Raw genomic sequence first — 16,547 nt, 5'->3', positions numbered from 1 at the left:
TTCAGGCTAAACGTTATCTTCCTGTACCCGGCTGGAGTTGAGGCTTTCTTTGATTTTGCGTAGATGGCGTTGGAAATCACTGCCTCTGCGCAAGGTTACACCGGTCGCCAAAACATCAATTATGGCCAAGTGTACAATTCGCGATGTCATGGGTAAGAAAACGTCCGTATTTTCCGGTGCGGTGACTTCCAGAGCAACAGTACATTGCGCTGATAAAGGCGAATCCGGTGCTGTGATGCCAATTACGGTAGCGCCAGCCTTCCGTGCGATTTCGGCGATTTCCACCAGTTCCCGGGTGCGACCGGTGTAGGATATAAAAACGATTACGTCGCCGGTATGAGAGGCTGCAGCGACCATCCGCTGCATAAGAAAGTCGTTGTGGGCCACAACCGGAATATTAAAACGAAAGAACTTTTGCTGTGCGTCCATGGCGACCGGGGCAGAGCCACCCAAACCAAAAAATGCGATTTGTTTAGCCTGACTCAGATAGTCGATGGCTTTTGTGAACGTTTTTGGGGGAACGGCTCTACGACTGCTGTCGAGAGCTGAAATCGTGCTTTGGAAGATCTTGTCGGTAAAGTCTTCTACACTGTCATCGGGGTCCACTGACTGGCTCACCCAAGGGGTGCCTTTGGCCATGCTCAATGCTAATTGTAGCTTGAAGTCTGGAAATCCAGAGCTGGTAAACCGGTTACAGAACCGGTTTACCGTAGGTTCACTCACTTTAGCTGAGCGCGCAAGCGTAGCGATGCTGCAGCGGGTTGCCGCGTCAGGGTCTTTCAGGATGACATCGGCTACTTTGCGTTCCGAACGGTTGAGTTCTTCGAGTCGATGGGTAATGTCGTTAATCAGATTGGTCACGGTGAACAGGCCTAGTGGTGTAGTAAAAATATCAAACAAATTTGTTGATTAAAGCAATATCATACAATACGATGAATAAAAATGGTTATTTTACTACTTTCGGGTTAGGCTCGCAGAAAACCTGCTCATTTCAGATTGCTAAGCGCGAGACAATGTATCCGTTCGCGAAGGGCAATTATTTTGTTCAAGCGGTTACGTTGCTTGATGTTCCGTTGATGTAAATGCCTGAGGCATGTTGTTTCCTGAGGCATGATTGTTGAAGGATCGTTATGGACACCGGTTCCAAAAGGGAAGCCAATTCTGTATTCGTCATGTTTGGCGCGTTGGGTGATTTAGCCCGGCGGAAGCTATTTCCAGCCCTATACCAATTGCAACATGCAGGCTTGCTCGAGGATAACTGCCTGATTCTCGGGGTCTCTCTGGAAGACATGGACGAAGAAAAATTTCGTGAGGAGATACGCAGCCGCCTCGATACCTTCGTCAAAGGCGAAGCGCCCAACCCTGATTCGGTTGAAAAATTACTCGCTAAACTCAGTTATGTTGCCATTGATCTCGCCCAGGCTGAGGATTATGCAAAACTTGCAACCGCCTTGCAGGGGATTCAATATCAAGACTTGATTCTGTACTACGCAACACCACCTGCCCTCTATGCGGTGATCAGTGAACACTTAAGTAACATTGGTGTAGTGAAAGATAATACCCGAGTTGTGGTTGAAAAGCCGATTGGCCATGACTATGCCTCCAGTACACAGATCAACAATCACCTTGCGCAATTTTTTCGGGAAAGCCAGATTTATCGGATTGACCATTATCTCGGCAAAGAAACCGTACAGAACCTGATTGCGCTGCGCTTTGCCAACTCATTGTTTGAAAGTCAGTGGGATCACAACCATATCTCCCATGTTGAGATCAATGTTGCGGAATCCGTGGGTATCGAAGGTCGTTGGGGCTATTTCGATAAAGCGGGACAGCTTCGGGATATGGTGCAAAATCATCTGCTACAACTGCTGTGTCTGATCGCCATGGATCCCCCCAGTGACCTTTCCGCGGATAGCATCCGGGATGAAAAGGTCAAAGTACTTAAAGCATTGAAGCCAATACCCCATGAACATATGGATTTGCTATTGGTACGTGGCCGTTACGCCCGGGGCATTATTGAGGGGAAGGTTGTGCCAGGATATCTTGAAGAAGAGGGCGCAAATGAATTGAGCCAGACCGAAACGTTTGTTGCATTCAAAGCGGAAATAGCCAATTGGCGTTGGGCCGGCGTGCCGTTCTATTTGCGCACTGGAAAGCGATTGCCGGAAAAGCTTTCCCAGATTATTGTGCATTTTAAGCCCGCTGCGCACTATATTTTTGATCCTGACCAAAAAAGAATCGCCCACAACAAGTTAATGATCCGATTGCAGCCGGACGAGGGTATTTCACTTCAGGTGCTGACCAAGGATCAGGGGTTGGATAAAGGCATGCGGCTTCGGCAGGGCCCATTGCAGCTCAATTTCTCGCAAGCGTTTCAGGCGGGTCGAATACCTGACGCCTATGAACGATTGTTATGGGAAGTGTTGAAAGGTAATCAGTATCTGTTTGTGCGCCGGGATGAAGTGGAATGTGCCTGGAAGTGGTGTGATCAGTTGATCGCGGGTTGGGAGAAATTGGGTATCCAACCGAAAAAATACCCGGCCGGGTCATGGGGCCCCGCATCCGCGATTACCTTGATCGCCCGAGACGGACTCTCATGGCATGAGGATCTCTAGCAGCTCGGGTATTGGTATTTTTAATGTTTCAACTGTAAGTATTGAGTGGTTCAATCATGATGCGAACCTGTTACGGCATGGTGCGTAGCACATACTGTTGCAGGGTTCGTACCCATATTATTTTACGTTTTGAAGTTGGAATTTGATGCGGCCCGAGAATTTACCCGGTTTTATTCGATGGCGGTCCTTTCCGGACCGTGATACGTTGGCTTCAGTAATGACGGAATACGTTGCAGAGTTATTGGATCATGCAATCAATGAACGCAATGTTGCCAGTTTAATGGTTTCAGGTGGATCAACCCCCGTGCCGTTCTTTCGCTCGCTCGCCCGTCAGGAGCTGGATTGGGAAAATATCACCATAGGACTTGTGGATGATCGACTGGTACCGGTTGATCATCAGGACAGCAATGAAAAACTGGTACGTGAAAACTTGCTTGTTGAGCAGGCCGGTAAAGCACAGTTTGTTGGCTTGGTGCCCCGTGAATTAAATGGTCACGATTTCAGCACCGGTAGGTTTGATTCAGAAATTACAGCGTTGTGTGAACGGAAACTGGCACGTATTCCCCAACCTGTAGATGTCATCATCCTGGGTATGGGGAACGATGGTCATACCGCTTCCCTGTTCCCGGATACCGAGGGGTTAGCGCTGGCAATGGATCGAAATCGCTCCGCCAGGTGCTGTGTGATGCGACCACCCCATGCACCGCACACTCGAATTTCCCTGACCAGTAAAATGTTGTTCGCTGCGCCATCCCGCATTTTGCATATCTGCGGTCAGGATAAACTGGCAACATTGGAACAAGCTTTGTTAGCGGATGATTTGGAAACAATGCCAATCAGGGCATTCCTGCAGGCGCCGATGAAGATCTTCTGGAGTCCTTGATGCTGCTTGAAAGGAGGAGCCTATGACAGATATTGGAAAAGCATCCGTATTGGATGACTGGCTGAGTCATTCACCGATTGTACCCGTGATTACCCTTGAATCTGTTGACCAGGCTGTACCCTTGGCCAAGGCGTTATTTGCCGGTGGCTTATCCGTGCTGGAAGTGACACTGAGAACACCGGCAGGTTTGCCTGGTATCGAGTCTATTCGAGCCACCTTACCGGATGTGATTGTTGGTGCGGGTACAGTCATGACAGTCGAACAGTTGCAAGCGGTGCAGACCGCTGGTGCACAGTTTGTTGTCAGCCCGGGGTCGACCCCGGAACTATTGAGCGCGATGATTCATTCCGAGCTACCCATTTTGCCGGGTATCGCCACGTTGTCTGAATTGATGCTGGGGTATCAAATGGGGCTTCGGCGATTCAAATTTTTTCCGGCGGAAATCTCTGGCGGGATTAAAGCATTGAAAGCATTTTCCGGCCCGGCTGCAGATTGCTCTTTTTGCCCGACTGGCGGAGTGAGTCCGGGGAATCTTAAAGATTACCTCGGCTTGACTAACGTGATCGCCGTTGGTGGGACCTGGTTAACCCCGGCGGATGCGCTCGCCAGTCAGTCCTGGTCTACAATCACTGATTTAGCAAAAAGTGCTTGTGCTCTTGCATCGTCAATTCGCACCGGGTGAACTTGGCGAAATGCCAACTCGACTGGATTGTTTTGACCGGGTTGCATCGACAGGGATGCATTGACAGGCAGAACACGGGCTTCTAGGATTTGAGTAATATCAATTCTGCGGGGCATTCGCTCATGATATTCAGTGCCCGCCTGGATCGTAAACCCGGTCCGGTTGCTTGTCTGCTAATTTTCTTCAGTCTGCTGTTGTGCCTTGGTGCTCAAGCGCGTGCCTCAGATGATCCGTTGCGTTATTGTTATGAAGAGCGACATTATAACCCCTATACATTGGGTAACGATGTTGTGCCCAGCCACTCTCCAGGCATTCTGGTTGAGCTGGTTACGGATGCAATGGGGCGAGCCGGTCGCACCGTCGAGTTTTATCGACGTCCCTGGAAACGCTGCATCGTTGATCTTCAGGATGGTGTTGCGGACGGAATCTTTCCATCGATCTGGGCACCCGAGCGAGATCGTTGGGGCTTGTTCCCAAAAGCACTTAAGCAAGGGAAACTGGTTATCGATCCGGCGTTTCGACTTTGGCAGGCCAGCTACCATATCTATTCAAATGTAGATCGTATACCCATCTGGAATGGTCAGCAGTTCAGTGCAGTACCTCTCGGAATTGGTACACCTTTGGGTTATCTGGCGGCAAAGAAGCTACAAGACGATGGGGTATTCAATCGCCATGTCACAGACCCCTACAATGCCTTTCATTTGTTGGAGCTTAACAAACTGGATGGGTTTGTTATCGATTTCCAGATAGGTCAACGTATGGTCGCAGAGATGAATCTGGTCAAGAAAATCAGTCACCACCGCGAACCTTACTTCAATGCAGACTGGTATCTGGTTTTTTCCAGGCAACGAGCGCAATCAGAGCCAGACTTGCCCATGCAGGTCTGGAAACAGATGGCCAAGATCCGGGCAGAAAATAAGCAGAAATATCTGGAAGCCTACGTTAACATGCCCTAAGCCGTATCCGGTTGCTTTCGATTTCCTTTCGCATTTCCCACAAAATCCCTTTACAATGCCAAACCAAGCATATGCTTGGTTTGGTCATAATCAAAATAACAAGCCGGATCAGTAGTAGAGAGCAACAGGAGAGAATGACTGTATGAAATCGATTTTAATTACTGGCGCTGCATCCGGAATTGGTAAAGCTGCGGCGGAGCTTTTCCACCGCAAAGGGTGGTACCTCGGGCTAGTGGATATCAATGAAGATGCATTGAAAGCGCTATCCGAACGGTTAGGTAGTTGTTGGTATCAGACTCTGGATGTAACTGATAGTGCGGCAACTGCTGCTGCAGTGGCTGATTTTGCCAAGTTGAATGGTGGCAAAATCAACGGTGTATTCAATTCGGCTGGCGTCCTCCGAATGGGCAGCTTCGAGCAAATCGAATTGACTGAGCATCGGCGCACCTTTGATATCAATGTTATGGGTCTGATGAATGTTTGCCATGCTGCATTTCCTTTCCTGAAGGAAACCAAGGGCGCAAAAATTATCAATATGAGTTCCGCGTCCGCATTGTATGGCGTGCCACACCTGGCGAGTTATTCTGCCTCCAAATTCGCTGTACGAGGCCTGACTGAAGCGTTAAACATTGAATGGCAGAAGTTTGATATTCATGTTTGCGATTTAATGCCGCCATTTGTGAACACCCCGATGGTGACGGAGCAAGACGTGACGCCTGCGGTGGTTAAGCGCCTCGGTGTAAATCTGGATCCCGATGATGTCGCAAAAGCGGCCTGGACGGCAATGAATAATCAGGCGGTACATTTTCCGGTTGGTTTGCAGTTCGCATCGCTAATGCGTATGAGCAAAGTGTTGCCGGCGAAAGCCACCCGGTTAATGATGGATGTGTTGAGTCGTTGATTTGAGCCGCCCCGGTATCCGCTCAGAAAGCGGATCCGGGGGGCTAGTTTAAGCGACCGCAGGCTGAGAGTCAGTCGTCGACTCGACAGGACGAGTACTCCAGGCGATACAAGCGAGAAGCAATGCTTGAATGACCAGGCGTGCCGTTAAGGCCCACTCTGGAAACTCAGGATAAAGCTCCGGGTTCATCCACATGTGAACATTTGCAGGTGTGACACAGATGGTTAGTGCGATCAATCCATAGCCTGCCCACCGTCGAGTCGCGGGAATGAGTAGGCCCAGTGCTCCGAGAATTTCAAAAACACCGCTGATGTAAACCGCTTCATAGTGCAATGGAAGCTGGGGTGGCATAATGTTGACGAAGAAATCGGTCATCACGAAGTGACCTATCCCTCCGCCCATAAACCACAAAAATACAAAACCCAGTCCAATGCGTTGGTATTGACTCATTTGTCTGTTTCACTCCTCTAATTTGTTCAATATAAACAGTTATTTCAACTCGGCTGATGACTTATTCAACAGTCGTCGCGCAATGATGAGTTGCTGGATTTGCTGGGTGCCTTCAAAAATATCGAGGATTTTTGAATCTCGAGCCCATTTCTCTAACAACTCTTTTTCTGAATAGCCCAGGCTGGAACAGAGCTCGACACACTTCATGGTGATGGCGTTGCAGGTTCTTCCGGCCTTGGCTTTCGAAACGGAGGCCTCCAGTGAATTTGGCTGACCGTTGTCTGCCATCCAGGCGGCTTTCAGGGTCAATAGCCTGGCGGATTCCCAATTGGCTTCCATGCGGTAGAGTTCTGCTTCAACATGGCTGACGTTATTGATTGGTGTGGTGTAATCCTGAGCAACGGCTTCTTTGAGCAGTTCTTTCGTGCGCTCCAGAGCCGCTCTGGCCAGACCGACAGCCATAGAGGCAACGACGGGACGGGTATTGTCGAAGGTTTCCATTACTCCGCCAAAGCCCTTTTTGACGTCTACTTCGGGGTTACCCAGCAGGTTTTCCGCCGGAACGCGGCAGTCTGTGAAGGTAATTGCAGCAGTATCCGATGCCTTGATACCCAGTTTGTGTTCCAGGCGGGTGACGTCCATTCCCGGGGTTCCCTTTTCTACCACAAAGGATTTGATTGCGGCCTTGCCCAGGGATTTGTCCAGCGTGGCCCATACCACAACGGCGTCGGCTCTCTCGCCACAGGTCACGAAGATTTTTTCGCCATTCAGGATGTAATGATCACCATCTTTTTGGGCTGTTGTGCGAATATTTGCTGAATCCGATCCGGCGCCGGGTTCGGTAATTGCCATCGCGGCCCAAGAATTCTGAAAGCGTTTCAGCTGTTCATCATTGGCGACGGCGGCAATCGCAGCATTGCCCAAGCCCTGTCTTGGCAAGCTCAGTGCCAGACCGGTATCACCCCAGCACAGCTCCGTCAGCCCCAGCACGGTAGACATGTTCGCACCGTTGCGCACACCGTTGTCATCGCCGGATTTCTTTTTGCTCAGTCGTGCGGCACCTGCGCCACCGTTGATATCGCCGTCGTTCATGCCATCCATAATGGCTGCCAGCATATCCAGTTCTTTGGGATAATCATGTTCGGCCAAATCGTATTTGCGTGAAATGGGGCGGAATACTTCATTGGCAACCTGTTGTGCCTGGTTGACGAGGGCTTTGAATTTTTTCGGATTTTCAAGATTCATGGTGTATTTTCCTGTGTACTCAAACCTTTAAATTCGTTCGTCCGCAATGGACGTTAGTAAGTAGCCGGTATTGGGTTTGTATCGTTCAGTTAGAGGTGGAGACCACCATCAGCCATCGCCACGATTTGTAAATCCCGATACCAGCGTTCCACAGGGTGTTCTTTTGTAAAACCATGTCCACCGAGCAACTGAACACCATTTGTTGCAATTTCAAGGGCTTTTTCTGTGCACAATACTTTGGCGAGGTAGGCTTCCCGTTGAAACGGCCGACCTTGTTCAGCGAGACTGGCTGCACGCATGGTCATGACCCGCATGGCATCCAGTTCAATGCGAATATTGGCGATCATAAAGGCCACAGACTGACGATGGCTGACGGGTTCTCCGAACGCGATGCGCTCATTGCTATACGGAATTACATAATCCAACACAGCCTGACAAACACCAACGGCCATCGCACACCAGCTTAAATGGGCGAGATTGACGAATTCTGCGTAGTTAAACTCGCCTGGACTGCCTAGTCGCTGCTGCTCGTTCAGGGTCAGGTTTTTCAAGCGCAAGGTGCACAGGCCTGCGGCGCGGTTGCCCATGCTGTTATCTTCTTTGATTGATAAGCCTTCGGTTCCGCTCTCAATCAGGAACACTGCCGGGCCTTCTCCTGCCACTTCGGCGGCGACCAGGAACAGTTCCGTACCCGCCGCAATCGGTACCAGTGATTTTATACCGTTAAGGATATATTGATTGCCCCGTTTTTCGGCTTTTGTACTGAGTTTATGAGGATTAAACAGCGGAGCCGGTTCGTTTACCGCGATGCTGGCTTTAACCGGTTTGTCTTCCACAAAAGCGCCAAGATAGCGAGACTGTTGATCTGCAGTTCCCCACTGTGTGAGGGCATTGGCTACGCTGATCGGGGCAAGAATTGAAAGTGCAATGCCCATGTCACCGTAAGCAAGATCTTCCGCGATCAACATACTTGTTACCGGGCTGCGTTCCAGCGCTGCGCCGCCAAATGCTTCAGGTACTGCGTAGTAGTGCAGCCCGAGTTCGGTCGCCTGGTCGAGTAGATTCTGGGGCGTCATGCAGTCATCATTGGCTTGTGCTGCTGCGGGCCGAATCAGATCGATGGCAAAGCGCTGAACACTGTCACGAATCATCTGTTGTTCGTCTGTTATGCTCAAGTCGAAAAGATCGTTATTACGTGTAGGCTTGTCCAGACGGGCCGGCTTGAGGACGTTGTTCACGGCTTTGAATTGGCGAGATGCTACGCCAATGGCCTGAAATCCGGTTTTTGTACCGGTATAAGCGAGTTTTTCGACCCACTTTCTTATTTTTAATTGGTCTGCGATCGAAGAGCCTGCGAAGGAATTCAAAACGGAAAGTGCAAGCCCGGTAGCATCTCTGCTCATACGATACTCCTCTATCTGGAGAGTCTGATTGGTTTCTTGTTTGGTTTGGGAGAAGGTAAACGTGATATCTACACCCTATATCCCTAGCATCGCTTCTCCAAGGTAAATTGCCATTGGCTCAGGCTCGGAGGGAAATGGGCAGCACGGTCAATCTATTCCAGTCGTGTCGCACATTTTGAGTTGGTTGGGTGCGTTATTGACTTCGGTATTGGAATAAACTGTGATGTTGTCGATAATCGGGGCATCATGAGCCTATTTCAACGGAGCGTACTGTGTGTTCGAAAGCCTTAATCTACTGACATTTGTCATCGCCTCGATATTCCTGAGTCTGGCCCCCGGACCAGACAATATCTTTGTCCTGACCCAATCAGCACTATACGGACGCAATGCGGGTCTGCTCATTACTCTGGGGCTTTGTACTGGGCTTGTGGTGCACACGACTCTGATTGCCTTTGGCGTGGGCGTCTTGTTCCAGGATTCCAGCTTGGCATTCACTGTGTTAAAGACGCTCGGGGCGGCTTATTTAGGCTATCTCGCCTGGCAGGCTTTTCGCGCAGCCTCAGCGAACATCGAAGGTGCAGGACAACCCAGGCTTACTCCGGGCCGCTTGTATCGGCGCGGGATATTCATGAACATCACGAATCCGAAAGTCACCGTTTTCTTTCTCGCTTTCCTGCCGCAATTTGCCGTTCCGGAACAGGGGCCGTTATCGTTTCAGCTCTGCGTTTTAGGGATAGTATTTATTGCTGTGGCCTGGGTGGTGTTCTCGCTCGTGGCGCTATTGGCTGCCCAACTGGGCGACTGGCTCAAATCCTCACCGGGCGCACAACGCAAACTCAACCTCTGCGCAAGCGCCGCACTCAGCCTCCTTGCCATCAACCTGCTACTGAGCAACAGCCTCGTTTCCTGAGTGGGGTTATACACGATAGTCATTTTCTTACGTGTCTTTTCAGTTTAATCTAGAGGTAATAATCATAAAAAAAACTGGAGACACTATATGGTTTTCAACACCCATGATTTATCCCGCGAGTTTAATCAGGTGCTGCGTAATTGGGCTTTGGCTTCTGATCAGGCTGATTATCAGGATGGTTGGCTCAAACGTTGGTCCCGTAAGGGGGCTTGTGCGGCGCTAACTAAAATGGTGGGCTTGGCAATTCCATTTGCACGGCGCAGCGGCTTTGAGGTTGTTGCAGTTGGCCCGGGTTATCTTAAAGCCCGAATCCCTTTCTCTTTAAACAAAAACCACATCAATACCATGTATGCGGGGGCGCTGTTTACCCTTGCTGAGCTGCCTGGCGGTATTCTGACGCTGGTGAATTTCAGTGATGATTATTATCCATTGATTAAAGATCTGAAGATGAATTATCTCAAGAAGGCGACGTCGGATGTAACCGTTGAATTCAGAGTTTCTCCAGAAGAAATGGAGCGCCTGAAGCGGGAAGTTTTGCAAAACGGCAAGAGTAATTTTCTGTTAAAAGGGGAATTAAGAGATACATCGGGAGAGATTGTAGCGACATCGGAAGGGCACTATCAGATGCGCAGTCATTCCCTCCGCTAGTTTGCTGGTGTAGTCCGGTATTGGCGTTTGGCCTGTGCCGAGAATTGAGTGATTCTGACGATTGCGAGGTATCCGTCATGGCGCAGAGTGTACTGGAGTTGTTCTCAATAGGCATTGGGCCGTCCAGTTCTCATACTGTAGGTCCGATGCGGGCTGCTCGACATTTTGTCGGCGAGCTCTGGCAATGTATCGAGTCTAGAGCGAAGGAGCAGAGGACTCAGCGAATACAAGTCAAGTTGTATGGCTCTTTGGCGCTCACCGGGCGGGGTCATGGTACGGATAGCGCAGTTCAGCTGGGTCTTGCTGGTTGTGAGCCGGATAGTATTACCGTTACGAAGAAGCACGAAGTACTGCAACAAATCAGTCAGACTCTGCGGATTTGCTGCGATCTTCAGGTTGATCAAACCAGTACTTTCGATATTCCCTTTGACCCTCATACCGATATTATCTTCGAGCTGGATAAAACGTTGCCACATCACTCAAATGGTATGGAATTTCTAGCCTTTGATCGTCAGGCCAATTTACTGGTAAAAAGGGTGTTTTACTCCGTAGGTGGAGGCTTCATCTGTGATGAACAAGGTTTGGCAATTGCAAGCGAGACCACAGATAAACCAATACTGTTTCCTTTCACTTCATGCGCTGAATTATTAGACCTGTGCCGGAGTCAAGGCTACACGATTGCCGAGCTTATGTGGCGTAATGAATTATGTCTTCATTCCGAAGAGAGCTTACGCTTGAAGTTGTCGTCAATTTGGCAGGTCATGAATGATTCAATTGAAGCCGGATTGCACACAACGGGAATTTTGCCGGGGGGGCTGAATGTAAAGCGGCGCGCCGCGCATCTTTATGAACGATTGCAGACCCAGCAAGCCGGCCCGGATTCTGGAATGGACTGGCTCAGCGTTTATGCGATGGCGGTAAATGAAGAAAATGCAGCAGGGAATCGAGTTGTGACCGCACCGACAAATGGTGCTGCCGGTGTGATTCCTGCAGTGCTCAAATATTATTTCGAGCATCTGGCTCAGTTTAGTGAAGCTCGTCTGCACCAGTTTCTGCTTACGGCGGCAGCAATTGGTATGCTGTATAAGGAAGGCGCATCTCTCTCTGCCGCTGAGGTAGGGTGTCAGGGCGAGGTTGGCGTCGCTTGTTCAATGGCCGCCGCAGCGCTGACTGCAGTTCAGGGTGGCAATATATGGCAAATTGAAAATGCCGCAGAGATTGGCATGGAGCACAATCTTGGATTGACCTGTGACCCGGTGGGTGGTCTGGTGCAGATCCCGTGTATTGAACGTAATACTATGGGTGCTGTTAAAGCGGTCAACGCAAGCCATCTCGCATTGAATTCAGATGGGCAGCATTTGGTGTCGCTGGATAAAGTGATAGCAACCATGCTGCGTACGGGTCGAGATATGCAGATAATCTACAAAGAAACCTCTCTTGGAGGCCTGGCTGTGCAAGTTAATATGCCTGAATGTTAGTGACAGTCAGTTTTAAAAACAACGTTTTAAAAATAATTCGCAATATGCTCAAACTTTGATCAATTTGGGGTGTCCAATCGAGGTGCTAGGGGAGGTGGTTATTTCGCTCTAGCTCAATGACTGTCATTCGAAAGGAGGGGATATCATGATAACGCGAATTTTTGCTTCATCTATACTCGCAGCCGGATTGTTTCTTACCAGTACTGCCGTCTCGGCTGATGGGCTTGCAGATCGAAAGAGTGATGTAACAAGCCCGGGACCGACTCTGGATCAGTTAATCGAAGAGCTGGAGTATCTCTATGGTCCCACTGCCGCCGGGATGGATGATGGGCAGGCAGGTTATCATATGGGCGATAAAATGTATCAAAACGAGATGTATCAGCGTGAGGCATGGGACACCGACAGCCATGCTCCCATGGCCCATGAATACAAACGTCGTGCCTTTGATACCGGGTATTCTGCTCAGTAAATATTGCACACCTCCGGGATCTGTTTTCCGGAGGTGTGATAAGTTCCCCACCTTATGGTCAAATCCGTATACTTGGTGACCGATATTCGTTATCTTTGCACGCAGTAAGCTTTCGGCGTATTTGCAAGGGATAGGCATTAATAAATGGTAGATGCTGTCATTCGGGTTTGTTCTCAGCCTTTGTTTCGGTTTTTAATGGTTGGTGGTATTGCCACCTTGGTTCAGTACGTGACGCTGATTTTTCTGGTCGAGAATCAATGGTTGAGCGAACTCCTAGCCAGTATATTCGGCTATTTTGCTGGCGGAGTGGTTGGTTATTTTCTCAACTATTACTTCACGTTCGCCAGTGATAAAGGCCATGGACGTGCAGCGTTTCGCTTTTTCAGTATTGCGACTTTTGGCTTATTGACCAATACTCTTATCTTTTACATACTCAATGCCGCTTTGAATGTTCATTATGTCATATCGCAAAGTGTTGCCACGATTGTCGTGGTCATCTGGAATTATCAGGCCAATAAAAAATGGACTTTTTAAGGCTGTATCAATTACGACCTGTCTGTTTTTAACACACTCCTTAAATGCGACTGTTTGTTACTTGGGCTGAAAACGGATGTCTCCGGAACCGCCAACTGGTTTTGGTACCGGACATTTTTATTGCTTGAGCGCCTGAATTTTCAGGTAAGCGTTGAAATTGAGGTTATGTGTATGGATTCCCAGGAGCAAAAACGGATTTCTGTTGTCGCCCCCGCATTTAATGAAGAAGATTCAATACAGGCATTCCACTCCCGCTTGCTCGTCACCGTCCAGTCTCTGCCTCAATATGATTGGCAGATCGTGTATGTAAACGACGGGAGTCGGGATGGTACCTTGGGTGTGCTAAAAAATATCGTAGAGCAGGATCAATCATCGAGTTCACACACCGTCACTGTAGTTGATTTAAGTCGTAACTTCGGAAAAGAAATCGCAATGACGGCAGGTCTGGACAAGGTTGATGCAGATGCAGTCATTGTAATCGATACGGATCTACAAGACCCACCGGAACTGATTCCGCAGCTGATTGAAAAGTGGGAAGAAGGTTACGATGCGGTTTATGCGAAACGGCGGGAACGGTATGGTGAAACCGCAATTAAAAAATGGACTGCGGCTTCATTTTATCGCTTGATGGCTCGCCTTTCCCGGGTTCACATCCCTCGAGACACCGGTGACTTCCGGTTACTCTCCAGACCTGCACTGGATGCGCTGAAGCAGCTTCGGGAGCAACACCGGTTCATGAAAGGGCTTTTTAACTGGATCGGTTTTGATCAGGTTGCAGTTGAGTATGATCGTGATCCCCGATTTGCCGGCGAGAGCAAGTTCAATTATTGGAAACTCTGGAATTTTGCATTGGAAGGCGTGACCTCTTTCAGCTCGTTACCACTCCGAATGGCAACCTATTTGGGTATATTTATCGCTTTCGGAGCATTTCTCTACGGCGCACTGATCATTTTCAAAACACTCTTCTGGGGCGAAGCCGTGCAAGGTTATCCCTCGATTATGGTTACAGTACTGTTGCTCGGCGGTGTGAATTTGATCTTTCTGGGTATGATTGGTGAGTATTTGGGGCGAATGTTCAATGAGACCAAAGGACGCCCCTTGTATATCGTCAAGCAGACGTATCAATCGCTCCCGAATCGTGCCGAGATTTGAGCAGAAGATGGCAAATCTCGAAGCCCGTCTTGACTGGCGAATGCAACAATTGCGTGATGAGTGGATCGCTTATTCTGTATTAGTTTTGTGGTTGTTATGGATCGCATTGCCTTTTTACGGAATCAGCATGACAACTCAGGATCAGCTGGACTTTTCGTTAGCGGGTACTGCGCCTGACTACTGGCAGGAAGTTTGGAATGCTGCGGTCAGTCAGGGTCGTATTTATTTCCTTTTCACCAAGAGTATTGATCACTTCGTCGCGGCCTATCCGGAGCTATTGGCCATTAAACTGGTCAACTGGAGTGCGTTTTTGCTCTCGGTTGTGGCATTCAGTTATATCGTGTTTCGAAACCTTGCCCACGGTGTTCTGTTTGTTTGGGTCTTCTTTTGCCTGGTTTGGATTGGCTACGCACATCAGCCGCCAGCGGCGTACCCATTGGTCAATCATGTTCCGTTTTTATTGTTGACCCTGACAACTTTTGCAATCCGCAGGGCTGCTGTTTCCGAGCGGCGGCGTCCACTTTGGTGGGGGATGGTCTTTTTCTGTAGTTTTCTGAGTTTTTTCCAGTATGAGCCGCTGACTGCGTTTGCACTTGTCGTTTTGCTATGGGTTATTTACAGCGGTGATACACTGAGTCACCACTGCCGCTTGCGTGCCTACCAAACAGTTTTGATCGCGTTTCTGTTGTACTTGAGTCTCTATGTTATCTGGTCGGTCTCGTTTCCATCGAATTATGATGGTGCTGAACGAGGCACGCTTTCATTAGTAACCCTGTTTCGAGTGTGGGTGGCCTACACTTTGGGGGCGGTTACCGGGCTGGCTGGTGTTACGTTTGATACCCAGTTGTTATGGGGGGATAGCGATATCGGGGTCGCGAACCTCCACTATGGTCGTGCCTTGTTGGATCAGAGTGATCGAATCTTTACGCTGCTTTTCACGGTGCTTGCGGCAGTACTTGTTTATCGACTGTTAAAATCCAGCTGCATGGAGAATCAAGGGCAATCCCGCATATCATACTTGATGAAAGTGTGGGTATTTGTTGTTCTTGCATTGGGGGCGCTCAATGGTCCAATAGCATTGTCAGCTAAATACCAAAGCTGGGCTGACAGCTGGGTTGAGCCCTATCTCACGAGCCACCTTGCTTTATATCCGCTCGTGTTTTTGATCGTTACAACGTTAATTTGGGTCGTTGCTCGATTCAAACAATGGGCCGCGATGATACTTGCTGCATTTCTCTTTATTTTCGGCAGCAACGCGGTATTAATGCATGAGCAGAATCAGGCTGTATCGATAAAAATGCGAACTTTTGTGAATAAATGGGAAGCCATTTCCATGGTGGCGGAATGTCGTGACCAGTTATTTTCAGAAGACTACATTGCGCCTCAATTCTATTACAGTACCTATCAGAAAGCCCTGGATTGGCACCGTTACTGGCGTCAATATGCATCCCAGCGGTATGGTGTTTCGGTTAACCTGTGGGCGCAAGCATCTGATAGGTTTAATCCCGTGCTTTCTATCTATCAAGATGATCGGGGTCGCCTGCAATTGGTTGCTGTGCAAAGTGAACATGAGTTTCATGTGCTGGGGACTGGAAGCCTGTGGCCCAACCTGTTTCTTGGCCAGTCCGGGCGGCAGATTGAAGTCGATTTTGAACAGTATTCACACTGTGGTGAATCCGGCTACCGTATCTGGACAGTGAAGACCGACCAGAATCATGTTAAACCCGTGTGGGGCGTGCCTCAACAGCCCGCATTTCGTGACTTTTCCGTCCTCAAATATGCCATCGGAACTTCGGTGCCCGCAGCGAATGCGCAAATAGAATTGATTTCGGGTTGGCATGAACTGGAACGTGAACATGTTTGGTCCAATGGTCTGGTTTCCGTGTTTCGCATTCCTTTGCCGTCAAACTACACGTCTCCCGTTGCGATACGTATTTATGGATTTTATTTTGATGGAGCAGAAAAAACGGGCGTCTACGTAAACAACCAATATCTGGGATCGTTTGTGTTGGGACAGGAAAAAATAACGTTGCCTGAATCGTCGCTTGCAGGCGAAGATCTTAAGGTAGAGCTGCGTCACACACATCCGACCAGCCCCATGGCATTGGGCATGTCTGAAGATGTTCGTGAATTCAAGTTTGGCCTTTCCAGGGTCTATCTTGAGGTGAGCAATGAGCCGGCGGCATTGAAACAACAGGCTTCTGCCGCCAGGTGAATAATC

The 16,547-nt window shown here is 49.2% G+C and carries 16 protein-coding genes; 12 read left to right on the top strand and 4 right to left on the bottom strand.

Annotated features, from left to right (window positions below):
* Positions 1-6: 6 nt before the first annotated feature.
* Entirely contained in the window at positions 7-861 is an 855-nt protein-coding gene (gene hexR / locus OLMES_RS25345) for a transcriptional regulator HexR (RefSeq protein ID WP_198343124.1), read from the bottom strand.
* Between the two features lie 269 nt (positions 862-1,130).
* Here hexR and zwf point away from each other — a divergent pair, with 269 nt between their 5' ends.
* The 5 genes from zwf to OLMES_RS25320 all read left to right on the top strand — a co-directional run bounded on the left by zwf (position 1,131) and on the right by OLMES_RS25320 (position 6,037).
* A complete protein-coding gene (gene zwf, locus OLMES_RS25340) occupies positions 1,131-2,615 on the top strand; it encodes a glucose-6-phosphate dehydrogenase (protein ID WP_087463819.1) in 1,485 nt (494 codons plus the stop codon).
* Between the two features lie 145 nt (positions 2,616-2,760).
* The gene (gene pgl / locus OLMES_RS25335; protein ID WP_087463818.1) at positions 2,761-3,498 is read left to right on the top strand and encodes a 6-phosphogluconolactonase; all 738 of its coding nucleotides are present in this window, start codon (positions 2,761-2,763) and stop codon (positions 3,496-3,498) included.
* A 22-nt stretch (positions 3,499-3,520) separates the two neighbouring features.
* A complete protein-coding gene (locus OLMES_RS25330; protein WP_087463817.1) occupies positions 3,521-4,180 on the top strand; it encodes a bifunctional 4-hydroxy-2-oxoglutarate aldolase/2-dehydro-3-deoxy-phosphogluconate aldolase in 660 nt (219 codons plus the stop codon).
* Positions 4,181-4,269: 89 nt separating this feature from the next.
* The gene (locus OLMES_RS25325) at positions 4,270-5,136 is read left to right on the top strand and encodes a substrate-binding periplasmic protein (RefSeq protein ID WP_157678587.1); all 867 of its coding nucleotides are present in this window, start codon (positions 4,270-4,272) and stop codon (positions 5,134-5,136) included.
* A gap of 142 nt (positions 5,137-5,278) precedes the next feature.
* Positions 5,279-6,037, top strand: coding sequence for an SDR family oxidoreductase (locus OLMES_RS25320; protein WP_087463815.1), 759 nt, complete (start codon positions 5,279-5,281; stop codon positions 6,035-6,037).
* Positions 6,038-6,085: 48 nt separating this feature from the next.
* On the opposite strand, the gene OLMES_RS25315 is transcribed toward OLMES_RS25320, so the two are convergent.
* The 3 genes from OLMES_RS25315 to OLMES_RS25305 form a co-directional block, all read right to left on the bottom strand.
* Positions 6,086-6,487 (bottom strand): DoxX family protein, encoded by a 402-nt coding sequence (locus tag OLMES_RS25315; RefSeq protein WP_087463814.1) that lies wholly within the window; start codon positions 6,485-6,487, stop codon positions 6,086-6,088.
* Positions 6,488-6,526: 39 nt separating this feature from the next.
* Positions 6,527-7,732 carry an acyl-CoA dehydrogenase family protein gene (locus OLMES_RS25310; protein WP_087463813.1) on the bottom strand — a complete coding sequence of 402 codons (1,206 nt, stop codon included), beginning with the start codon at positions 7,730-7,732 and terminating at the stop codon, positions 6,527-6,529.
* A gap of 89 nt (positions 7,733-7,821) precedes the next feature.
* A complete protein-coding gene (locus OLMES_RS25305; RefSeq protein WP_087463812.1) occupies positions 7,822-9,135 on the bottom strand; it encodes an acyl-CoA dehydrogenase family protein in 1,314 nt (437 codons plus the stop codon).
* A gap of 274 nt (positions 9,136-9,409) precedes the next feature.
* On the opposite strand from OLMES_RS25305, the gene OLMES_RS25300 reads away from it, so the two are divergent.
* From OLMES_RS25300 to OLMES_RS25270, 7 genes are all read left to right on the top strand, one after another.
* Positions 9,410-10,045 carry a LysE family translocator gene (locus tag OLMES_RS25300; protein WP_087463811.1) on the top strand — a complete coding sequence of 212 codons (636 nt, stop codon included), beginning with the start codon at positions 9,410-9,412 and terminating at the stop codon, positions 10,043-10,045.
* A gap of 87 nt (positions 10,046-10,132) precedes the next feature.
* Positions 10,133-10,693, top strand: a complete 561-nt coding sequence (locus tag OLMES_RS25295) for a PaaI family thioesterase (protein WP_087463810.1) — start codon at positions 10,133-10,135, stop codon at positions 10,691-10,693.
* A 77-nt stretch (positions 10,694-10,770) separates the two neighbouring features.
* Complete coding sequence (locus OLMES_RS25290; RefSeq protein WP_087463809.1) at positions 10,771-12,171, top strand: L-serine ammonia-lyase; 1,401 nt, start codon at positions 10,771-10,773, stop codon at positions 12,169-12,171.
* Positions 12,172-12,316: 145 nt separating this feature from the next.
* On the top strand, positions 12,317-12,640 hold the full coding sequence (locus OLMES_RS25285; protein ID WP_087463808.1) for a hypothetical protein: 324 nt from the start codon (positions 12,317-12,319) through the stop codon (positions 12,638-12,640).
* Positions 12,641-12,784: 144 nt separating this feature from the next.
* Positions 12,785-13,174, top strand: coding sequence for a GtrA family protein (locus tag OLMES_RS25280; protein WP_087463807.1), 390 nt, complete (start codon positions 12,785-12,787; stop codon positions 13,172-13,174).
* A 171-nt stretch (positions 13,175-13,345) separates the two neighbouring features.
* The gene (locus OLMES_RS25275; RefSeq protein ID WP_087464672.1) at positions 13,346-14,326 is read left to right on the top strand and encodes a glycosyltransferase family 2 protein; all 981 of its coding nucleotides are present in this window, start codon (positions 13,346-13,348) and stop codon (positions 14,324-14,326) included.
* A 7-nt stretch (positions 14,327-14,333) separates the two neighbouring features.
* A complete protein-coding gene (locus OLMES_RS25270; protein WP_087463806.1) occupies positions 14,334-16,541 on the top strand; it encodes a hypothetical protein in 2,208 nt (735 codons plus the stop codon).
* Positions 16,542-16,547: the final 6 nt, after the last annotated feature.

Origin of the sequence: Oleiphilus messinensis (assembly GCF_002162375.1) — a bacterium.
In the GTDB taxonomy this organism is placed as follows: domain Bacteria; phylum Pseudomonadota; class Gammaproteobacteria; order Pseudomonadales; family Oleiphilaceae; genus Oleiphilus; species Oleiphilus messinensis.
The sequence above is the reverse complement of the archived record's forward strand: the minus strand, read 5'-3'. Positions and strand labels throughout refer to the sequence as shown.